Source organism: Micromonospora sp. A200, from assembly GCF_029893845.1.
GTDB classification, from domain to species: Bacteria; Actinomycetota; Actinomycetes; order Mycobacteriales; family Micromonosporaceae; genus Micromonospora; species Micromonospora purpureochromogenes.
Map to the genome: position 1 here is coordinate 1 of NZ_JARXXY010000037.1, position 20,887 is coordinate 20,887.

A 20,887-nucleotide genomic window follows, 5' to 3' on the forward strand; every position below is an offset into this window, starting at 1 on the left:
GGGGGGGGGGGGGGGGGGGGGGGGGGGGGGCGGCCCGGGCGCGGGGGGGGGGGGGGGGGGGGCGGGCCGGGGGGGGGGGGGGGGGCCCCGGGGGGGGGGGGGGGGGGGGGGGGGGGGGGGGGGGGGCCCCCCCCCCCCCCCACGTCGCGTCACCGGCCGGGCCTCCCGGTGACCGACCGGAAGTCCGGCAGCGGCGGTCGGAAGGACACTCAGGGCCACCGTTCGGGGGATTGTTCCCGGCAAACATCCGGTACAAGACCCGATTATCCGGACAATCGCCTGGTAGCGGGTGGGGCACAGCTCGGAAACGATCGGCGCGCAGCTATGGCGACGCCCGTCGGCGACCGCTAACGTCCCGGCCGGCGCACCTGCTGTTTCCCGGGATTCGCCGGCGGCGGGAAGCGGGCAGCCCGGGGGCACGTCCTCCATCGGCCCATGAGGGCCGTTCACATATAACGCACGGCAGCGGGGGCGGGATGGGTGACCATCCCGCCCCCACTGTTTCGTCCGGACGGGGCACCGACGGCCGCGAATCGCGCGGCGACGCTGGCGTACGTCCGTCGATCTCCGATACCGTCCGCTCGGTCCGCAACCCATTCCACTGTCCCTAACCCCCGGGGGATCGATGACACTGTTCCACCGCACGGCCCTGGCGCGCGCCGGTGCCGTCGCCCTGCTCGCCGCCGGTGGTCTCGCCACCGTCGCCGCCCCGGCGCACGCCGCCGACCAGGCGGACCTCGAGCTGATCCCGATCAGCAAGGAGCTGGCCAAGGGCGTCAAGGAGGCCAAGGCCAAGCCGTTCAAGTTCCAGGTCGACAACACGCCCGGCGCCGTCGACGCCAAGGACGTCGCGGTCACCGTCGAGACCAAGGGCCTCAAGGCCGGCAAGGTCGGCGTGGTCGTCCCGGACGGCTGCGAGGTCGAGGACACCCGCTTCACCTGCCTGCTCGGCGACCTGACCGCCGGCACCACTGAGGACTTCGGCATCCCGCTCTTTTCCACGGGCGGCCGCGGTGACGCCGGCACGCTGACGGTCACCATCAGCGCGGCCACCGCCGACCCCGACCTGGAGAACAACAGCGTCGAGCACGGCATCACCGTCGCCCGACCCGGCTACGACCTCACCACCTGGGTGCAGGACGTGTACGCCGACGTGACGGTCGACGGCGACGAGGCCGGCGAGTCCGGCCTCAAGCCGGTCAAGCCCGGCGACACCGCCCCGCTGGACTGGGCGATCTACAACGACGGCAGCCGGAAGGCGACCGGCGTCGCGTACGGCATCACGCTGCCGGCCGGCGTCACCTTCGCCGAGGTGCCCGAGGGCTGTGTCGAGCAGGAGCTGGGCGGGCTCGCCCAGGCGTACTGCGAGGACGCCGGCGCGGTGCTGCGGCCGGGCCAGTTCTACACCTCCAACGTACGGGTGAAGGTCGGCGCGGACGTCACCGAGAAGGTGCTCCGGCCGGGCTTCGTCTTCGCCGCCGGTCTCGACGCCGCCCAAGGGCAGCCGGAGGAGGAGCCGCAGGTTGCCAGCCTCGGCCAACGCCGGGCGTTCACCGAGACCGACGACCTGGACAACACCGCCCAGTTCGACGTCTTCGTCGACCTGAGCACCGGGCCGTCGCCGAGCCCGAGCCCGACCGGCCAGCCCACCGCCACGCCGAGCGGCCAGCCGACCGCGACCCCGACCTCGGGCGGCGGCACCGGTGGCGGTGACGGCGGCCTGCCGGTGACCGGCGTGCAGGTCGGCCTGATCGGTGGCATCGGCGGTGCCGTGCTGCTCGCGGGCGGGGCACTGCTGGTGCTCTCCCGCCGGCGCAAGGTGGTGCTGGTGACCCCGGGTGACGAGAAGTCCGAGGACTGATCCGACGCCACGACGAGAGGGCGGGGTGGGCGACCATCCCGCCCTTTCGCGTACCCGCCGGCCGGCCGACCCAGCGGCCGCGGGGCGGAGCCGGGCTGGCAGAGTGGAGGGGTGAGCCGTACCCCGCAGGGCCAGCGCGCCAGCCTGGACAAGCAGCCGCACGAGGTCGCCGCGATGTTCGACGGCGTGGCGGACCGCTACGACCTGACCAACACCGTCCTCTCCTTCGGGCAGGACCGGTCCTGGCGGCGGGCCACCCGGGCCGCGCTCGACCTGCGGCCGGGGGAGCGGGTGCTGGACGTGGGCGCGGGCACCGGGGTCTCGACCGAGGAGCTGGCCCAGTCCGGGGCGTACGCGATCGGCGCCGACCTGTCGCTGGGGATGCTGCACGCCGGCAAGCGGACCCGGCCGGGAGTGCCGCTGCTGGCCGGTGACGCGCTGAAGCTGCCCTTCGCCGACGCCAGCTTCGACGCGGTGACCATCTCCTTCGCGCTGCGCAACGTCAACGACACCGACGCGGCGCTGCGCGAGCTGGCCCGGGTGACGAAGCCGGGTGGCCGCCTGGTGGTCTGCGAGTTCAGCACCCCGGTCAACCCCGCCTTCCGCACGGTCTACCTGTCGTACCTGATGCGGTCGCTGCCGGCGGTGGCGCGCGCGGTGTCCAGCAATCCCGACGCGTACGTCTACCTGGCGGAGTCGATCCGGGCCTGGCCGGACCAGGCGGCGCTCGCCGCCTGGGTCGGCGCGGCCGGCTGGGGGCGGGTGGCCTGGCGCAACCTGACCGGCGGAGTGGTGGCGCTGCACCGGGCGATCCGCGACTGACGACGCCGGGCCGGCGAAAATCCGGTCAGACCGCCTTCTTTCGTGAATATCCGCCTTTGGTCCACTTTGCCCCGTAGGCTCGCCCCCATGACGGGACCAGACCAGGTGGGTGGGGCCACCGACGACGATGCCGCCGAACTCATCGCCCAGCTCAAGGAGCTGGCCGGCGCGGATCCCGCGGACGTCCGTCAGGTCGTCGCCGAGGTGCTCGCCGCGCTGGACCGCGCCGCCGGTGGGGCGTTGCGCGAGCACCTGCCCGAGACGATCCGGGTCGACGCCGGCCTGGACACCGCCGCGCCGGCCCGCCCCTGACCTCGACGTCGACCCCGAACGGCGGATTTCCGGCGAGTTAGGTACCCCTCATCCGGCGGTGGTGTAACGCCGGTCATAGACTCCAACCCGATCGGCTTGTGAAGCATTTCACGAGCATGCGGGAGGAGGCGCAGATGACCGCGGTGGAGAACGACGCCGACGTGATCGTCGTGGGCGCCGGTCCCGGAGGATCGGCGACCGCGTACCACCTGGCGCGGCACGGCGTGCGTGTGCTGCTGCTGGAGAAGACCGAGTTCCCTCGGGAGAAGGTCTGCGGCGACGGGCTCACCCCGCGCGCCGTACGGCAGCTCGTCCGGATGGGTGTGGACACCTCACCCGAGGCGGGTTGGCTGCACAACAAGGGCCTGCGGGTCATCGGCGGCGGAGTACGCCTCGAACTGGACTGGCCCGACCTGGCCAGCTTCCCCAACTACGGGCTGGTCCGCACCCGGCTGGACTTCGACGACCTGCTCGCCCAGCGCGCGGTCGCCGCCGGCGCCAAGCTGCGCACCAGCGTGAACGTGGTCGGCCCGGTGCTCGGCGCCGACGACCGGGTGATCGGCGTGCAGGCCGAGGTCGGCCCGGAGAAGGAGCCGGCCACCTTCCACGCGCCGCTGGTGGTCGCCGCCGACGGCGTCTCCGGCCGCTTCCCGCTCGCCCTCGGGCTGGCCAAGCGGGAGGACCGGCCGATCGGCGTGGCCGTCCGGCGCTACTACCGCTCGCCGGCCAAGCACGACGACAACTACCTGGAGTCCTGGCTGGAGCTGCGCAGCAAGGACAGCGGCGACAACCTGCTGCCCGGCTACGGCTGGATCTTCGGCCTCGGCGACGGCCGGGTCAACGTCGGCCTGGGCGTGCTCAACTCCTCCTCGGCCTTCGGCAAGACCAACTACCGCCGGCTGCTCACCGACTGGCTGGCCAACACCCCCGAGGACTGGGGGATGACCGACGAGACGAACGCCGAGGGCCCGATCCTCGGCGCGGCGCTGCCGATGGGCTTCAACCGGGTTCCGCACTACACCCGGGGCGTGCTCCTGGTCGGCGACTCCGGCGGCATGGTCAACCCGTTCAACGGCGAGGGCATCGCGTACGCGATGGAGTCCGGCGAACTGGCCGCCGAGGTGATGGTGCAGGCGCTGGCCCGGCCCGCCGGCCCGGAGCGGGAGCGCGCGCTGGCGGCGTACCCGACGGAGCTGAAGGCGCGGTTCGGCGGCTACTACCGGCTCGGCGGGATCTTCGTGAAGCTGATCGGCCGTCCGGAGATCATGCGGATGGCCACCAAGCACGGCATGCCGCACCCGACGCTGATGCGCTTCGTGCTCAAGCTGCTGGCCAACCTGACCGACCCCCGTGGCGGGGACGCGATGGACCGGGTCATCAACGCGATGACGAAGGCGGCGCCAGCCGTCTGAACGACCACGTCCGGGCCGGTGCCGGCCCGGACGGGGACAGAGATCGACCCCCGCTGGAGGACCCGGCGCGGGACGTGAATAGTGTGATTTTCGTCAAGCACCAGGGGCAGGGGAAGGACGAGCAGGAGAAAAGATGTCGCTCTCGCCTTACGCACCGATCATCGGGCTGTTCGCCCTCGCCGCGGGGTTCTCGCTGTTCTCCGTGGCCGCCGCCCGCTTCGCCGGTCCCCGGCGCTTCAACAAGGCCAAGCTCGAGGCGTACGAGTGCGGCATCGAGCCGAGCCCGCAGCCGGTCGGCGGCGGTCGGTTCCCGATCAAGTTCTACCTGACGGCGATGCTCTTCATCGTCTTCGACATCGAGATCATCTTCCTCTACCCCTGGGCGGTCTCGTTCGACGCCCTGCCGATCTTCGGCTTCGTGGAGATGGTCATGTTCATCGTCGCGGTCTTCGTCGCATACGCCTATGTGTGGCGGCGCGGCGGCCTGGACTGGGACTGAGGGAGGTACGTCAGATGGGCATCGAGGAGAAGCTCCCCGCCGGCGTCCTGCTCACCTCCGTGGAGAAGCTGGTCAACTGGTCGCGGAAGTCGTCCGTCTGGGGCGCCACCTTCGGCCTGGCCTGCTGCGCCATCGAGATGATGGCCGCCGGTGGCCCGCACTACGACATGGGCCGCTGGGGCATGGAGGTCTTCCGGGCCTCGCCGCGTCAGGCCGACCTGATGATCGTGGCCGGCCGGGTGAGCCAGAAGATGGCTCCGGTCCTGCGCCAGATCTACGACCAGATGGCGGAGCCCCGCTGGGTGCTCTCCATGGGCGTCTGCGCCAGCAGCGGCGGCATGTTCAACAACTACGCGATCGTCCAGGGCGTCGACCACGTGGTGCCGGTGGACATGTACCTCCCCGGCTGCCCGCCCCGGCCCGAGATGCTCATCGACGCGATCCTCAAGCTTCGCGAGAAGATCATGTACGAGCCGCTGGGCGCGAACGGCCGCAAGATGCTCCAGGCCCGCCAGGAGCGCGGCGACGTCCCGGTCGTGCCGTACGGCTCGATGCCGTCCTCGTACCGCAACGACAAGGCCCGGCGTGCCGAGTGGACGAAGGCCGTCCGCGAGGGGCGCGAGGAGCAGCTGCGGATCGAGAACTGGATGAACGCCCAGAACCACCTCCACGCGCACGGGGGCCCGAAGTGACCGCACCGAACGACAGGACCAACGACGGCGGGGTGCCGGTACCGGTCACCCCGGCGGGGGCCAGCAGCGGCGCCCCCGCCGAGCACCCGCCGTCCAGCCCGGCCGGCCGAGGCATGTTCGGCAACCAGGGCAGCGGTGACGTCTCCGGCTACGGCGGCCTGGTCCGCCAGCGCCGGCCGATCGAGGAGACCCCCCGGCCGTACGGCGGGTACTTCGACGAGGTCCGCGACGCGCTGGAGGAGGCGTACCCGGCCTTCGGCGACGCGATCGAGAAGGTCGTCGTCGACCGCGGCGAGCTGACCCTGCACGTCCGCCCGGAGCGGATCGCCGAGGTCTGCCAGGTGATGCGGGACGACCTGGCGCTGCGCTTCGAGCTCTGCTCCTCGGTCTCCGGAGTGGACTACCTGGGTGCCGAGGACCGCCGGCTGCACGTCGTCTACCAGCTCACCTCGATGACCTACCGGCGTCGGGTCCGGCTGGAGGCCGCGGTCTCCGCCGAGCAGCCGCACCTGCCGAGCGTCACCGCTGTCTACCCGACCGCCGACTGGCAGGAGCGGGAGGCGTACGACATGTTCGGCATCGTCTTCGACGGCCACCCCAACCTCACCCGGATCCTGATGCCGGACGACTGGGAGGGGCACCCGCAGCGCAAGGACTACCCGCTCGGCGGCGTGCCCGTCGAGTACAAGGGCGCGGAAATTCCCCCGCCGGACCGTAGGAGGTCCTACCAGTGACCACGTCCAACTACGCGACCGAGCGCGAGACCACCGAGGGCAGGGTCTTCACCGTCACCGGTGGGGACTGGGACCAGGTCGTCGCCGGCACCGACCCGATCAACGACGAGCGGATCGTCGTCAACATGGGTCCGCAGCACCCGTCGACGCACGGCGTGCTCCGGCTGATCCTGGAGCTGGAGGGCGAGACGGTCCGGGAGGCCCGCTCGGTCGTCGGCTACCTGCACACCGGGATCGAGAAGAACCTCGAATACCGCAACTGGGTCCAGGGCTCGACCTTCGTGACCCGGATGGACTACCTCGCCCCGCTGTTCAACGAGACGGCGTACGCGCTGGCGGTGGAGAAGCTGCTCGGCATCACCGACGAGGTGACCGAGCGGGCCACCACCATCCGGGTCCTGATGATGGAGCTCAACCGGATCTCCTCGCACCTGGTCTGGCTGGCCACCACCGGCATGGAGCTGGGCGCGATCTCGATCATGCTCTACGGCTTCCGCGAGCGGGAGTACATCCTCGACATCTTCGAGACCATCACCGGCCTGCGGATGAACCACGCGTACGTCCGGCCGGGCGGCGTCGCGCAGGACGTGCCGGACGCGGCGGTCGCCAAAATCCGCGACTTCCTGAAGATGATGCCGAAGAAGCTCAAGGAGTACGAGGATCTCCTCTCCGGCCAGCCGATCTGGACCGAGCGGACCAAGGGCGTCGCGGTCCTCGACGTGACCGGCTGCGTCGCGCTCGGCGTGACCGGCCCGGTGCTCCGCTCCGCCGGCCTGGCCTGGGACCTGCGCAAGACCATGCCGTACTGCGGGTACGAGACGTACGAGTTCGATGTCCCGACCCACCCCGACGGCGACGTCTGGGGTCGCTACCAGGTCCGGCTCGCCGAGATCCGCGAGTCGCTGAAGCTGGTCGAGCAGGCGCTGGACCGGTTGAAGCCAGGCCCGGTGATGGTCGCCGACCGCAAGATCGCCTGGCCGGCGCAGCTGGCCATCGGCGTGGACGGCATGGGCAACTCGCTGGAGCACGTCGCCAAGATCATGGGTCAGTCGATGGAGTCGCTGATCCACCACTTCAAGCTGGTCACCGAGGGCTTCCGGGTTCCTCCGGGCCAGGTGTACGTCGGCATCGAGTCGCCCCGCGGCGAGCTGGGCGTGCACGCGGTCTCCGACGGCGGCACCCGGCCCTACCGGGTGCACTACCGGGAGCCGAGCTTCGTCAACCTGCAGGCCCTCCCGGCGATGGCCGAGGGCGGCCTGATCGCCGACGTGATCGCCGGTGGCGCCTCGCTGGACCCCGTGATGGGTGGATGTGACCGATGACGACGACTTTCACTGACCAGACCCGGGAGCGGGCGCGGGAGATCATCGCCCGGTACCCGGCCGACCGGTCCCGGTCGGCGCTGCTGCCGCTGCTGCACCTGGTGCAGTCCGAGGAGGGCTACGTCTCCCCGGCCGGCGTCGAGTTCTGCGCCGAGGTGCTCGGGCTGAACAAGGCCCAGGTCGGCGCCGTGGCGACCTTCTACACCATGTACAAGCGCAAGCCGACCGGCGACTTCCTGGTCAGCGTCTGCACCAACACCATGTGCAACGTGCTCGGCGGCCAGGAGGTCTACGACACCCTCGCCGAGCACCTGGGCGTCGGGCACGACGAGACCACCGCCGACGGCAGGATCACCCTGGAGCACGCCGAGTGCCTCGCGGCCTGCGACTACGGCCCGGTGATGACCGTCAACTACGACTTCTTCGACGGCGTCGACCCGCAGGGCGCGCTCGGGGTGGTCGAGGAGCTGCGCGCCGGTGGCCGGCCGATGCCGACCCGGGGCGCCCGGCTCTGCACGCTCAAGGAGATGGCGGTGCAGCTCGCCGGTTTCGCCGACGAGCGCGAGGGCGCGGTCGCCGACGGCGGGCCGGGTGAGCCGACCCTGCGCGGCCTGCGCCTGGCCGAGCAGCACGGGATCTCGGTGCCCGGCTTCGACCCGAACACCCCGATCCGGAGCAAGGCCGAGGCCGACCAGGCCGCCGCGCAGGCGAAGGCCGCGGAAGCCGCCAAGGCCGAGCCGGCCAAGGCCCCGCCCGCGAGCGGCAACGGCGCCAAGCCGGGTACGCCCGGCAACGCCGGCACCGGCGAGCCGGCTTCCGCCGCCGCGGCCAGCGGCAGCACCGCCCCGGACGTGAAGGCGCCGGACGACAAGTCGCCGCAGGTGCGTACCGCCGAGACCCGGCAGCCCGACGCGCAGACCGCGGTGCCGGACGCCCCGGGCACCAAGGTCCCGACGGACAACACCGCCCCGGCGCCGCGCGACGCGCAGGAGGCGCAGGCCGCCGGCGTGGCGGCCAACCCGCCGGCCGGCGACGGCAAGCCCGCCGGCGACGAGGCCGGTGCGCAGCAGCGCAACCTCAAGGATGCGGAGGCGGGAGCCAACGCCGGCCCCGCCGTCGCGAGCGAAACGGGGGGCCAGAAGTGACCACGCCTCGGCCGGAGACGCTGGCCAAGCTCACGCCGGTGCTCACCAAGCGCTGGCTGTCGCCGGACGCCTGGCGGATCGGCACCTACGAGAAGCTCGACGGCTACGCGGCGCTGCGCAAGGCGCTCAAGGCGCACCCGGACGACCTGATCCAGCTGATCAAGGACTCCGGCCTGCGCGGTCGTGGCGGCGCCGGCTTCCCCACCGGTCTCAAGTGGGGGTTCATCCCGCAGGGCGACGGCAAGCCGCACTACCTCGTGGTCAACGCCGACGAGGGCGAGCCGGGCACCTGCAAGGACCTGCCGCTGATGACGCACGACCCGCACTCGCTGGTCGAAGGCGTGATCATCGCGTCGTACGCGATTCGGGCCAACCGGGCCTACATCTACATCCGGGGCGAGGCGGTGCACGCCGCGCGCCGGCTGCGCAACGCCGTGCGGGAGGCGTACGCCAAGGGCTACCTCGGGCGCAACATCCAGGGCAGCGGCTTCGACCTCGACCTGGTGGTGCACTCCGGCGCCGGGGCGTACATCTGCGGTGAGGAGACCGCGCTGCTGGACTCGCTGGAGGGCTTCCGGGGCCAGCCCCGCCTGCGCCCGCCGTTCCCGGCGACCCACGGCCTGTACGCCAGCCCGACCGTGGTCAACAACGTCGGCACCATCGCCAGCGTCCCGTACATCGTGCTGGGCGGCGCGGACTGGTGGAAGACCATGGGCACGGAGAAGTCCTCCGGCCCGATGATCTACTCGCTCTCCGGCCGGATCGCCAACCCGGGCCAGTTCGAGTGCTCGATGGGGATCACCCTGCGCGAGCTGATCGAGCTGGCCGGCGGCATGCAGCCCGGGCACAACCTGCGGTTCTGGACGCCGGGCGGCTCGTCGACGCCGCTGCTGACCGCCGAGCACCTGGACGTGCCGCTGGACTTCGAGGGGGTGGCGGCGGCCGGCTCGATCCTGGGCACCACGGCCACCCAGATCTTCTCCGACCAGGACTGCCCGGTCTACGCGACCTACCGGTGGCTGGAGTTCTACCACCACGAGTCGTGCGGCAAGTGCACCCCGTGCCGCGAGGGCAACTACTGGATGGTCCGGGTCTACCGGCGGATCCTCGCCGGTCAGGGCACCCACGAGGACCTGGACACCCTGCTCGACACCTGCGACAACATCCTGGGCCGTTCGTTCTGCGGCCTCGGTGACGGTGCGACCAGCTCGGTGACCTCCTCGCTGAATTACTTCAAGCAGGACTACCTCGACTACATCGAGGGACGTACCGCGCCGAAGCTGTCGGACAAGCAGTTGGTGGGAGCGCACTGATGACTGACGTCGTAAAGGCCCCCGACACCGTCACGCTCACCATCGACGGCGTCGAGGTCACCGCCCCCAAGGGAGCGCTGCTGATCCGGGTCGCCGAGCAGTTGGGCACCGAGATCCCGCGCTTCTGCGACCACCCGCTGCTGGCCCCGGCCGGTGCCTGCCGGCAGTGCCTGGTCGAGGTGGAGGGGCAGCGCAAGCCGGTCGCCTCCTGCACCCAGACCGTCGCCGACGGCATGGTGGTACGCACCCAGCTCACCTCGCCGGTCGCCAAGAAGGCGCAGGAGGGGGTCATGGAGCTGCTGCTGCTCAACCACCCCCTCGACTGCCCGATGTGTGACAAGGGCGGCGAGTGCCCGCTGCAGAACCAGGCCATGTCCACCGGCCGCACCGACTCCCGGTTCCACGAGCACAAGCGGGAGTACGAGAAGCCGATGCCGATCAGCACCCAGGTGCTGCTCGACCGCGAGCGCTGCGTGCTCTGCCAGCGCTGCACCCGGTTCTCCGAGGAGATCGCCGGCGACAAGTTCATCGACCTGATGGGCCGGTCGTCCGCCGAGGAGATCAACATCTACCGGGACGACGCGTACGGCGCGGAGTCCGGCGACGACAGCGGCGACGTGCCGTTCAACTCCTACTTCTCCGGCAACACCGTGCAGATCTGCCCGGTGGGCGCGCTGACCGGCGCGCAGTACCGGTTCCGGGCCCGCCCGTTCGACCTGGTCTCCAGCCCGAGCGTCTGCGAGCACTGCTCGGCCGGTTGCGCCCAGCGCACCGACTGGCGGCGGGGCAAGGTGCTGCGCCGGCTGGCCGGCGACGACCCGGCGGTGAACGAGGAGTGGAACTGCGACAAGGGCCGGTGGGGCTTCCAGTACACCCGCGCCTTCGACCGGCTCAGCACCCCGCTGGTCCGTGACGAGCGCACCGGTGAGCTGCGCGAGGCCTCCTGGAGCGAGGCGCTGACCCGGGCCGCCGAGGGGCTGCGCGACGCCCGGGACTCCGGCCGGGGCACCGCGGTGCTGACCGGTGGCCGGCTGACCGTCGAGGACGCCTACGCGTACGCGAAGTTCGCCCGGGTCGCGCTGCACACCAACGACATCGACTTCCGGGCCCGGCCGGTCTCCCGTGAGGAGGCCGACTTCCTGGCCAGCACGGTCGCCGGGGCCACCGAGGTGACCTACGCCGACGTGGAGAAGGCGCCGGCGGTGGTGCTGGTCGGCCTGGAGCCGGAGGAGGAGTGCCCGATCCTCTTCCTGCGGCTGCGCAAGGCGTACCTGAAGAAGAAGCTGACGGTCTACGCGATCGCCCCGTTCGCCACCCGTGGCCTGGAGAAGCTCGGGGCCAAGCTGGCCCGGGTGGTGCCGGGCGAGGAGGCGAGCGTGCTCGCCGAGCACGACACGGTGGCCGAGGCGCTCAGCGCCGAGGGCGCCATCCTCTTCGTCGGCGAGCGGCTGGCCACCGTGCCGGGCGCGCTCTCCGCCGCGGCGGACGTGGCCCGGCGTACCGGGGCGAAGCTGGCCTGGGTGCCGCGGCGCGCGGGTGACCGCGGCGCGGTCGACGCGGGCTGCCTGCCCAACCTGCTGCCCGGTGGGCGTCCGGTCACCGAGCCGGCCGCCCGCGCCGAGCTCGGCGAGACCTGGGACATCCCGGCCGGGGTGATCCCCAGCCAGGCCGGGCGGGACACCGACCAGATCCTCGCGGCGGCCGCCAACGGCCAGCTCGGCGCCCTGGTGGTGGCCGGCGTGGACCCGGCCGACCTGGCCGACCCGCGCCTGGCCGAGCAGGCCCTGGACGCGGTGCCGTTCCTGGTCAGCCTGGAGCTGCGCAACTCGGCGGTGGCTCGCCGGGCGGACGTGGTCTTCCCGGTCGCCCCGGTGGTCGAGAAGGCCGGCAGCTTCCTGGACTGGGAGGGCCGGCTGCGCACCTTCGAGGCGGTGCTGCACACCGCCGCGATGACCGACGGCCGGGTGCTGGACGCCCTCGCCGCGCAGCTCGACGTCCGGCTGGGCACCGGTGACGTGCCGAGCGTCCGCCGCGAGCTGGGCGGCCTGCCGCCGACCCGGGTCGAGCGCCCGGCCGCGCCGTCCGTCGCACCGGCCGCGGTACCGCAGCCCGGCGCCGGCGAGGCCGTGCTGGCCACCTGGCACCAGCTGATCGACCTGGGCAGCCTGACCGACGGCGACGAGCACCTCGCCGGCACCGCCCGCCCGCCGGTGGTCCGGCTGGGCAAGGGCACCGCCGAGACGCTCGGCGTCGCCGACGGCGACCCGGTGACGGTGGGCACCGACCGGGGGGCGCTGACCCTGCCGGCGGAGATCACCGAGATGCCGGACGGCGTCGTCTGGCTGCCGACCAACTCACCCGGTTCGACCGTCCGGCGCAGCCTCGGCGCGACGTCCGGCGCGGTCGTACGGATCTCCGTCCCCGCCGCCACCGGCACGGCCATCCCGGCCGGGCGGGTCGCGGCGGACGAGACCGGCCGCCCGGGTCCGCTCCTCAACTCCGGGGGTGTCGCATGACCTTCCTCGCGCAGGACCCGACGCTGGCCGACTTCGGCAAGGACCCGTGGTGGCTGGTCCTCGGCAAGATCGTCTTCGCGTTCGTCTTCGGCCTGCTGGCCACGCTGCTCGGCGTCTGGTTCGAGCGGCGGGTCGTCGGCTACATGCAGGTGCGGCCCGGCCCCAACCAGGTCGGCCCGTTCGGCCTGCTGCAGACGCTCGCCGACGGCCTGAAGATGGCCTTCAAGGAGGACATCCTCCCGCGGACCGCCGACAAGGTCGTCTACTTCTTCGCGCCGACCATCTCGGTGATCTGCGCGGTCACCGCGCTGTCGGTGGTGCCGTTCGGCCCGATGGTGAGCATCTTCGGCCACTGGACGCCGTTGCAGGTCACCGACGTGCCGGTGGCGGTGCTGGTCCTGCTGGCCTGCTCCTCGATGGGCATCTACGGCATCGTGCTCGGCGGCTGGGCCTCCGGCTCGACGTACCCGCTGCTGGGCGGCCTGCGCTCCAGCGCCCAGATGATCTCGTACGAGGTCGCGATGGGGCTGAGCATCGTGGCGGTGTTCATGACCGCCGGCACGATGTCGACCAGCGGGATCGTCGCCGCCCAGGCGAACGGCACCCAGCTCAGCATCGGCGGTTTCGACCTCCCGGCCCCCGGCTGGTACGCGATCCTGCTGCTGCCCAGCTTCATCATCTTCTTCATCTCCACCGTCGGTGAGACCAACCGGGCACCGTTCGACCTGCCCGAGGCGGAGTCCGAGCTGGTCGCGGGCTTCATGACCGAGTACAGCTCGCTGAAGTTCGCGCTCTTCATGCTCTCCGAGTACGTCTCGATGGTGACCATGTCCGCGGTCACCACGACGCTCTTCCTCGGCGGCTGGCGGGCACCCGCGCCGATCACCACCTTCTGGGCCGGGGCCAACTCCGGTTGGTGGCCGATGCTCTGGTTCTTCGGCAAGGTGCTGATCCTGGTCTTCGTCTTCGTCTGGCTCCGGGGCACGCTGCCCCGGCTCCGCTACGACCAGTTCATGCGCTTCGGCTGGAAGGTCCTGCTCCCGATCAACCTGGTCTGGATCCTGGTCCTGTCCGGGCTGCGCTCGATCGAGGACTGGCAGTCCCGGGACCGGCTGCTCGCCACCGCCATCGGCGCGGGCGTGCTGCTGCTGGTGACGCTCTTCTGGCCGAGTCGCCGGCCGGAGCGGAAGCCGACCGTGCAGGAACAGGTCAACAGTCGGCCGCACGGCAGCTTCCCGCTGCCCCCGATGGACCTTCAGGTACCACCGAGCCCGCGCACCAAGCGCGTGGTCGCCGAGCGGGAGCCGGCCAACATCGCCGGCTCGGACTCCAGGGAGGTGTGACGTGGGCGCGATCACCGGAACGTTCAAGGGCTTCGGTGTCACCTTCTCGCACATGTTCAGGAAGGTCGTCACCACCGACTACCCGTTCAAGCCGCCGGTGTCGGCGCCGCGCTACCACGGGCGGCACATCCTCAACCGGCACCCGGACGGCCTGGAGAAGTGCATCGGCTGCGAGCTGTGCGCCTGGGCCTGCCCGGCGGACGCGATCTTCGTCGAGGGTGGCGACAACACCGATGAGCAGCGCTTCTCGCCGGGTGAGCGGTACGCCAGCGTCTACCAGATCAACTACGCCCGGTGCATCTTCTGCGGGCTCTGCATCGAGGCCTGCCCGACCCGTTCGCTCACCATGAGCAACGAGTACGAGCTGGCCCGGGACAGCCGGCAGGATCTGATCTTCACCAAGGAGCAGCTGCTCGCGCCGCTGCTGCCGGGGATGGAGCAGCCGCCGCACCCGATGCGGCTGGGTGACAGCGAGAAGGACTACTACGTCGGCGCGCTGACCAACCCGGGCACCTCGGCCGGTGCCGAGCACGCGGCCAACAGCCCGGGTCGGTATCAGGTCGAGGAGCACCCCGGGGTGACCTTCCCCGGCGCGGAGCAGCACGCCCAGCGGGCCGCCGCCGACGGGTCCGCGGCAGGCAAGGGAGCGGGAGCATGACCACGCAGACGGTGCTCGCCGCGGCGGGCCAGGTGTCCGGCGGCGAGGAGGTCACCTTCTGGATCCTCGCCCCGCTCGCGCTGATCGGCGCGATCGGCATGGTCTGGGCCCGCAACGCCGTGCACTCGGCGCTCTGGCTGGTGCTGACCATGCTCTGCCTGGGCGTGTTCTACGTGCTGCAGGCCGGTCCGTTCATCGGCATGGTGCAGATCATCGTCTACACCGGCGCGATCATGATGCTCTTCCTCTTCGTGCTGATGCTGGTCGGCCGGGACGCCTCCGACTCGCTGATCGAGACGCTGCGCGGCCAGCGGGTCGCTGCGGTGCTGCTCGGGCTCGGCTTCGCCGGCCTGGTCGGCACCGGCCTCTACCGGGGGCTCAACGGGGTCACCGCGGTCGGCCTGGAGCAGGCCAACGCCGAGGGGAACGTCCAGGGCATCGCCCGGCTGCTCTTCACCAAGTACGTCTTCGCCTTCGAGCTGACCTCCGCGCTGCTGATCACGGCGGCCGTCGGCGCGATGGTGCTGGCGCACATCGAGCGGCGCCGGGAGGACAAGATGGACCAGGTCGCCACCATGCGGTCCCGGTTCCGCCCCGGCAACTACCCCGGCCCGAAGCCCGGGCCCGGCGTCTTCGCCACCTCCTCCTCGGTGGCCACCCCGGCCCGCCTGCCCGACGGCCGGCTGACCGACCGCAGCACCCCGGCGATCCTTCCGCAGCGGGAGCTGACCGCCGAGGAGACCATGCTGAAGGGGACGGACAAATGACGCCGGACTACTACCTGATCCTCGCCGCCGTGCTCTTCACCATCGGCGCCGTCGGCGTGCTCGTGCGGCGCAACGCGATCGTGCTGTTCATGTGCGTCGAGCTGATGCTCAACGCGGCCAACCTGACGCTGGTCACCTTCAGCCGGATCAACGGTGACCTCAACGGCCAGATCATGGCGTTCTTCGTGATGGTGGTGGCCGCGGCCGAGGTCGTGGTCGGGCTCGCGATCATCATGTCGATCTTCCGGACCCGGCGCTCCGCGAGCGTCGACGACGCCAACCTGCTGAAGTACTGAGGGGCCCTGCGGTGGATGAGATTCTGACGTACGCCCAGGCAGAGCCAACCGGCGCCGTCGCCTACGCTCCGGCTGGTGGCCTGCTGAGCAGCGTCTGGCTGCTGGTGGCGATCCCGCTGGTCAGCGCGGCGATCCTGCTGCTGCTCGGCCGGCGGGCCGACCGCTGGGGGCACTGGCTCGGCGTGGCCGCCATCGGCGCCGCGTTCGTGCTCGGCCTCAGCTACTTCTTCCAGCTCCGCGGCCTGGACAACAAGTCCGTCGAGCTGAGCCTGTGGGACTTCATCACGGTCGGCAACCTGAAGGTGGACTTCGGTCTGCTCTTCGACCCGCTGGCCGCGGTCTTCGTCCTGCTGATCACCGGGGTGGGTTTCCTGATCCACCTCTACGCGGTCGAGTACATGGCGCACGACGAGGGCCGGCGACGGTTCTTCGGGTACTTCAACCTGTTCGTCGCCGCGATGCTGCTGCTGGTGCTCGGCAACAACTACGTGATGCTCTACTTCGGCTGGGAGGGCGTCGGTCTGGCGTCGTACCTGCTGATCTCCTTCTGGTACGGGCGGCCGAGCGCGGCCACCGCCGGCAAGAAGGCGTTCCTGATGAACCGGGTCGGCGACGCCGGCCTGGCGATCGGCATCTTCATCATGTTCGCCACCCTCGGCACCACCCAGTACGACGAGGTCTTCAACGGCGTCGGCGCCCTGGCCAGCGGCACCGTGCTGGCGCTGGGCCTGCTGCTCCTGCTCGGCGCGGCCGGCAAGTCCGGCCAGTTCCCGCTCCAGGCCTGGCTGCCGGACGCGATGGAGGGCCCGACCCCGGTGTCGGCGCTCATCCACGCCGCCACCATGGTCACCGCGGGCGTCTACCTGATCGCCCGGTCCAACCCGATCTTCACCGCCAACGCCACGCTCCAGCTCGTGGTGGTGAGCGTCGGCGCGCTGACCCTGCTGATGGGCTGCGTCATCGGCGCCGCCAAGGACGACATCAAGCGGGTGCTGGCCTGGTCGACGGTGAGCCAGATCGGTTACATGTTCCTCGGCGTCGGACTGGGCGGCGCGGCGTACGCGCTGGCCATCGTGCACCTGCTGGCGCACGGCTTCTTCAAGGCCAACATGTTCCTCGGCGCCGGCTCGGTCATGCACGGCATGAACGACCAGGTGGACATCCGGCGCTTCGGCGGCCTGTCCAAGTACATGAAGGTCACCTGGATCACCTTCATGATGGGCTGGCTCGCCATCATCGGCATGTTCCCGTTCTCCGGCTTCTTCTCCAAGGAGCCGATCATCGTGGCCGCCTTCGAGCGGGAGGGCTGGACGGCCTGGCTCTTCGGCGGCGCCGCGCTGCTCGGCGCCGGGCTGACCGCGTTCTACATGACCCGGCTCTTCGTGCTCACCTTCCACGGGCCGAAGCGGTGGACCGAGGACATCGAGCACCCGCACGAGTCGCCGAAGCTGATGACCATCCCGCTGATCCTGCTGGCGATCGGCTCGGTCGGGGCCGGCTTCCTGCTGGCCACCTCGGTGCCGGACTGGCTGGAGGCCACCGCCGGCCTCGGCGGCCAGGAGGCGGGCCACCACGCGGTGCTGTCGCACGGCGTGATCACCGCGCTGTCGCTGCTGGTCACCGTGCTCGGCGCCGGCCTGGCCTGGATGCTGTTCCGCAACGGCACGGCCACCGCGCCGCAGCCGGCCGGCGTGCTGGTCACCGCGGCCCGGCGCAACCTCTACACCGACGCCTTCAACGAGGCGGTCTTCGAGAAGCCGGGCATCTTCCTCACCCGGGCGCTGGTCTTCCTCGACAACCGGGGCGTCGACGGGCTGGTCAACGGCCTGGCCGCGGCGGTCGGCGGTGGCTCGGGCCGGCTCCGGCGGCTGCAGACCGGCTTCGTCCGGTCGTACGCGACGTCCATCCTCACCGGCGCGCTGCTCGTGATGGCGGCGTTCCTGGCCGTGCAGGCGGGGTGGCTGGCGTGATCGACCTCTTCCCGGCCGCCCCCGCCGGCGGACCACGCAGTGACGACGGAGGTAAGGCCGAATAATGTCCAACTTCCCGTTCCTCTCGGTGCTGACCGTGGCACCGCTGGTCGGCGCCCTGGTGGTGGCCTTCCTGCCGCGTCGCCGGCCGGAACTGGCCAAGCAGGTGGCGTTCGGCTGGTCGCTGCTGGTGCTGGTGCTCTCCGTGGTCATGTGGGTCTCCTTCCAGGCCGACGGCGACCGGCTCCAGTTCCGTGAGTCGTACGCCTGGATCCCGACCTGGGGCGTCAACTTCACCTTCGCCGCCGACGGCATCGCGCTGGTCATGCTGATGCTGATCGCGGTGCTGGTGCCGCTGGTGATCCTGGCCTCCTGGCACGACGCCGAGTCGTCGAAGCGGTCGGTGCCGGTCTACTTCGCCCTGCTGCTGGTCCTCGAGTGCACGATGATCGGCGTCTTCGCCGCCGCCGACGTCTTCCTGTTCTACGTGTTCTTCGAGGTCATGCTGGTGCCGATGTACTTCCTGATCGGCAGCTACGGCGGCCACCAGCGGCAGTACGCGGCGGTGAAGTTCTTCCTCTACTCGCTCGTCGGCGGGCTGTTCATGCTCGCCGCGGTGATCGGCCTCTGGGTGGTCGGCGGGAAGACCTTCGACTGGCAGGCGCTGACCCAGGTGGACATCTCCACCGGCACCGAGCGCTGGCTCTTCCTCGGCTTCTTCCTCGCCTTCGCGATCAAGGCGCCGTTCTTCCCGTTCCACACCTGGCTGCCGGACGCCGGTGGCGCCGCCCCGGCCGGGGCCGCCGCCCTGCTGGTGGGCGTGCTCGACAAGGTCGGCACCTTCGGCATCCTGCGCTACTGCCTGCCGCTGTTCCCCGAGGCGTCGAAGTGGTTCGCCCCGTGGGCGCTGGCGCTGGGCCTGATCGGCATCATCTACGCGGCGCTGCTCGCGGTCGGCCAGTCCGACCTGAAGCGGCTGGTGTCGTACACGTCGATCGCGCACTTCGGCTTCATCGGCGTCGGCATCTTCGCCTTCACCACCCAGGCCGGCACCGGCGCGGTGCTCTACATGCTCAACCACGGCCTCGCCACCGGCCTGCTCTTCCTGGTGGTGGGCATGCTGATCGCCCGCCGCGGCTCGGCCCTGATCAAGGACTTCGGCGGGGCGGGCAAGCTGGTGCCGCTGCTGGCCGGGGTGCTCTTCTTCGCCGGTCTGGCCTCCCTGGCCCTGCCCGGCACCGCGCCGTTCGTCTCCGAGTTCCTGGTGCTGATCGGCACCTTCACGGTGAACAAGCCGGTCGCGGTGATCGCCACGCTCGGCATCATCCTGGCCGCCGCGTACGTGCTCTGGATGGTGCAGCGCACCACGCAGGGCACGCTCAACCCGGAGCTGACCGAGGTCGAGGCCATGCGCCGTGACCTCAGCCTGCGCGAGAAGGTCGTGGTCGCACCGCTGATCGCCCTGATCGTGCTGCTCGGCTTCTACCCCAAGCCGGTCACCGACGTCATCAACCCCGCCGTCCAGGCGACCATGAACGACGTCGGCCGGACCGATCCCGCCCCGACGGTCGGCAGCGTCCAGGAGGCCGCAAAATGACCGAGCTGAAGTTGCCGTCGATCGACTACGCGGCCCTCGCTCCGATCCTGATCATGCTGGGCGTCGCCCTGCTCGGCGTGCTGGTGGAGGCCTTCGTGCCGCGCCGCCGGCGACACGTCGTGCAGCTCTCGCTCGCCCTGCTGGCGGTGCTCGCCGCGCTGGTGATGACGGTGCTCAACGCCGACGACCGGCTGCTCACCGCCGGTGGGGCGATCGCGGTGGACGGCCCCACGCTCTTCCTCCAGGGCGCCATCCTGGTGCTCGCCGCGATGGCCCTGCTGCTGATCGGTGACCGCACGGTGGAGCGCGGCGGGGCGTTCGTCGCCCAGGCCGCGGTCACCGCCGAGTCGGCCGACGACCGGCGGCAGGCCGAGGGGAGCAACGGCGCCACCGAGGTCTACCCGCTGACCACCTTCGCGATCGGCGGCATGCTGATCTTCGTGGCGGCGAACGACCTGCTGACCATGTTCATCGCGCTGGAGGTCTTCTCGCTCCCGCTCTACCTGCTCTGCGCGCTGGCCCGTCGCCGGCGGCTGCTGAGCCAGGAGGCGGCGATGAAGTACTTCCTGCTCGGGGCGTACGCGTCGGCGTTCTTCCTGTTCGGCGTGGCGCTGATCTACGGCTTCACCGCCGGCATCCCGGGCCGGTCGGCCGGCGTCGACTTCGCCACCGTGCACGCCGCGGTGAAGGAGTCACCCGCCAGCGAGGTGCTGCTCTTCGCCGGGATGGCGCTGCTCGCCATCGGCCTGCTCTTCAAGGCCGCCGCCGCGCCGTTCCACGTCTGGACCCCGGACGTCTACCAGGGCGCCCCGACGCCGGTCACCGGCTTCATGGCGGCCTGCACCAAGGTGGCCGCCTTCGGCGCCCTGCTGCGGGTGTTCCACGTGGCGTTCGCCGACGCGGCCTGGGACTTCACCCCGGTCCTCGGGGCGGTCGCGGTGCTCACCATGCTGGTCGGCGCGGTGCTGGCGGTCACCCAGACCGACATCAAGCGGCTGCTGGCGTACTCCTCGATCGCCAACGCCGGCTACCTGCTGGTCGGCGTGCTCGCGCCGACCGGCGAGGGCGTCTCCGGCACGATGTTCTACCTGGCCGCGTACGGCTTCTCGGTGCTCGCCGCGTTCGCCGTGGTGACCCTGGTCCGGGACGCGGACGGCGAGGCCACCCACCTGTCCCGCTGGGCCGGGCTGGGCCGCCGGTCGCCGTTCTACGCCGGGATCTTCACCTTCATCCTGCTGGCCTTCGCCGGTATCCCGCTGACCAGCGGCTTCACCAGCAAGTTCGCGGTCTTCGGCCCGGCGCTGGAGAGCGGCCACGCCTGGCTGGTGGTGGCCGGCGTGCTGACCAGCATGGTGCTGGCCTTCCCGTACCTGCGGGTCGTGGTGATGATGTGGCTCTCCGAGCCGGGCGAGAGCACCCCGACCGTCGCCGTGCCGGGCGGGTTGACCGCGACCGCGCTCATGATCGGCGTGGTGGCCACCCTGGTCCTGGGCGTGGCCCCGGCTCCGCTGCTCGACCTGGCCACGGACGCCGCAGCGTTCGTGCGGTGACACGTCGGCCCGAGGGCGCGGGGCCGGTGCGCGACGGCGCGCCGGCCCCGCGCCTGTATCCCCGCTCCGGAGCAGGTC

General features: G+C 71.2%; 18 protein-coding genes. All 18 read left to right on the plus strand.

The window, feature by feature from the left end:
- The first annotated feature begins 625 nt into the window (after positions 1 to 625).
- The 18 genes from M2302_RS27115 (at position 626) to nuoN (ending at position 20,809) form a co-directional block, all read left to right on the plus strand.
- Positions 626 to 1,861 carry an LPXTG cell wall anchor domain-containing protein gene (locus M2302_RS27115; protein ID WP_280840669.1) on the plus strand — a complete coding sequence of 412 codons (1,236 nt, stop codon included), beginning with the start codon at positions 626 to 628 and terminating at the stop codon, positions 1,859 to 1,861.
- Positions 1,862 to 1,972: 111 nt separating this feature from the next.
- A complete protein-coding gene (locus M2302_RS27120) occupies positions 1,973 to 2,683 on the plus strand; it encodes a demethylmenaquinone methyltransferase (protein ID WP_280840670.1) in 711 nt (236 codons plus the stop codon).
- 87 nt (positions 2,684 to 2,770) lie between these two features.
- Positions 2,771 to 2,995, plus strand: coding sequence for a hypothetical protein (locus M2302_RS27125; protein WP_179802745.1), 225 nt, complete (start codon positions 2,771 to 2,773; stop codon positions 2,993 to 2,995).
- A 134-nt stretch (positions 2,996 to 3,129) separates the two neighbouring features.
- A complete protein-coding gene (locus M2302_RS27130; RefSeq protein WP_280840671.1) occupies positions 3,130 to 4,407 on the plus strand; it encodes a geranylgeranyl reductase family protein in 1,278 nt (425 codons plus the stop codon).
- Between the two features lie 133 nt (positions 4,408 to 4,540).
- Positions 4,541 to 4,906, plus strand: coding sequence for an NADH-quinone oxidoreductase subunit A (locus tag M2302_RS27135; RefSeq protein ID WP_088959279.1), 366 nt, complete (start codon positions 4,541 to 4,543; stop codon positions 4,904 to 4,906).
- Between the two features lie 14 nt (positions 4,907 to 4,920).
- Positions 4,921 to 5,598 (plus strand): NADH-quinone oxidoreductase subunit B, encoded by a 678-nt coding sequence (locus tag M2302_RS27140; protein WP_088959278.1) that lies wholly within the window; start codon positions 4,921 to 4,923, stop codon positions 5,596 to 5,598.
- Positions 5,595 to 6,332: an NADH-quinone oxidoreductase subunit C gene (locus M2302_RS27145; RefSeq protein WP_280840672.1), complete on the plus strand. Its 738-nt coding sequence runs from the start codon at positions 5,595 to 5,597 to the stop codon at positions 6,330 to 6,332. Before M2302_RS27140 ends, M2302_RS27145 begins: the two co-directional genes overlap by 4 nt.
- Entirely contained in the window at positions 6,329 to 7,654 is a 1,326-nt protein-coding gene (locus tag M2302_RS27150) for an NADH-quinone oxidoreductase subunit D (protein ID WP_280840673.1), read from the plus strand. Before M2302_RS27145 ends, M2302_RS27150 begins: the two co-directional genes overlap by 4 nt.
- The gene (gene nuoE / locus M2302_RS27155) at positions 7,651 to 8,799 is read left to right on the plus strand and encodes an NADH-quinone oxidoreductase subunit NuoE (RefSeq protein WP_280840674.1); all 1,149 of its coding nucleotides are present in this window, start codon (positions 7,651 to 7,653) and stop codon (positions 8,797 to 8,799) included. Before M2302_RS27150 ends, nuoE begins: the two co-directional genes overlap by 4 nt.
- Positions 8,796 to 10,112: an NADH-quinone oxidoreductase subunit NuoF gene (gene nuoF, locus M2302_RS27160; protein WP_280840675.1), complete on the plus strand. Its 1,317-nt coding sequence runs from the start codon at positions 8,796 to 8,798 to the stop codon at positions 10,110 to 10,112. The genes nuoE and nuoF overlap by 4 nt, the downstream gene beginning before the upstream one ends.
- On the plus strand, positions 10,112 to 12,628 hold the full coding sequence (locus M2302_RS27165; protein WP_280840676.1) for an NADH-quinone oxidoreductase subunit G: 2,517 nt from the start codon (positions 10,112 to 10,114) through the stop codon (positions 12,626 to 12,628). The genes nuoF and M2302_RS27165 overlap by 1 nt, the downstream gene beginning before the upstream one ends.
- Positions 12,625 to 13,971, plus strand: coding sequence for an NADH-quinone oxidoreductase subunit NuoH (nuoH, locus tag M2302_RS27170; RefSeq protein WP_280840677.1), 1,347 nt, complete (start codon positions 12,625 to 12,627; stop codon positions 13,969 to 13,971). Before M2302_RS27165 ends, nuoH begins: the two co-directional genes overlap by 4 nt.
- Before the next feature lies 1 nt (position 13,972).
- Complete coding sequence (gene nuoI, locus M2302_RS27175; RefSeq protein WP_280840678.1) at positions 13,973 to 14,629, plus strand: NADH-quinone oxidoreductase subunit NuoI; 657 nt, start codon at positions 13,973 to 13,975, stop codon at positions 14,627 to 14,629.
- Positions 14,626 to 15,396, plus strand: coding sequence for an NADH-quinone oxidoreductase subunit J (locus tag M2302_RS27180; RefSeq protein WP_280840679.1), 771 nt, complete (start codon positions 14,626 to 14,628; stop codon positions 15,394 to 15,396). Before nuoI ends, M2302_RS27180 begins: the two co-directional genes overlap by 4 nt.
- On the plus strand, positions 15,393 to 15,692 hold the full coding sequence (nuoK, locus tag M2302_RS27185; protein WP_088959269.1) for an NADH-quinone oxidoreductase subunit NuoK: 300 nt from the start codon (positions 15,393 to 15,395) through the stop codon (positions 15,690 to 15,692). The genes M2302_RS27180 and nuoK overlap by 4 nt, the downstream gene beginning before the upstream one ends.
- 11 nt (positions 15,693 to 15,703) lie before the next feature.
- Positions 15,704 to 17,662, plus strand: coding sequence for an NADH-quinone oxidoreductase subunit L (gene nuoL, locus M2302_RS27190; RefSeq protein ID WP_280840680.1), 1,959 nt, complete (start codon positions 15,704 to 15,706; stop codon positions 17,660 to 17,662).
- Positions 17,663 to 17,726: 64 nt separating this feature from the next.
- Positions 17,727 to 19,259 (plus strand): NADH-quinone oxidoreductase subunit M, encoded by a 1,533-nt coding sequence (locus M2302_RS27195; protein ID WP_154940345.1) that lies wholly within the window; start codon positions 17,727 to 17,729, stop codon positions 19,257 to 19,259.
- A complete protein-coding gene (gene nuoN / locus M2302_RS27200) occupies positions 19,256 to 20,809 on the plus strand; it encodes an NADH-quinone oxidoreductase subunit NuoN (protein ID WP_210778789.1) in 1,554 nt (517 codons plus the stop codon). The genes M2302_RS27195 and nuoN overlap by 4 nt, the downstream gene beginning before the upstream one ends.
- Positions 20,810 to 20,887 lie beyond the last annotated feature (78 nt).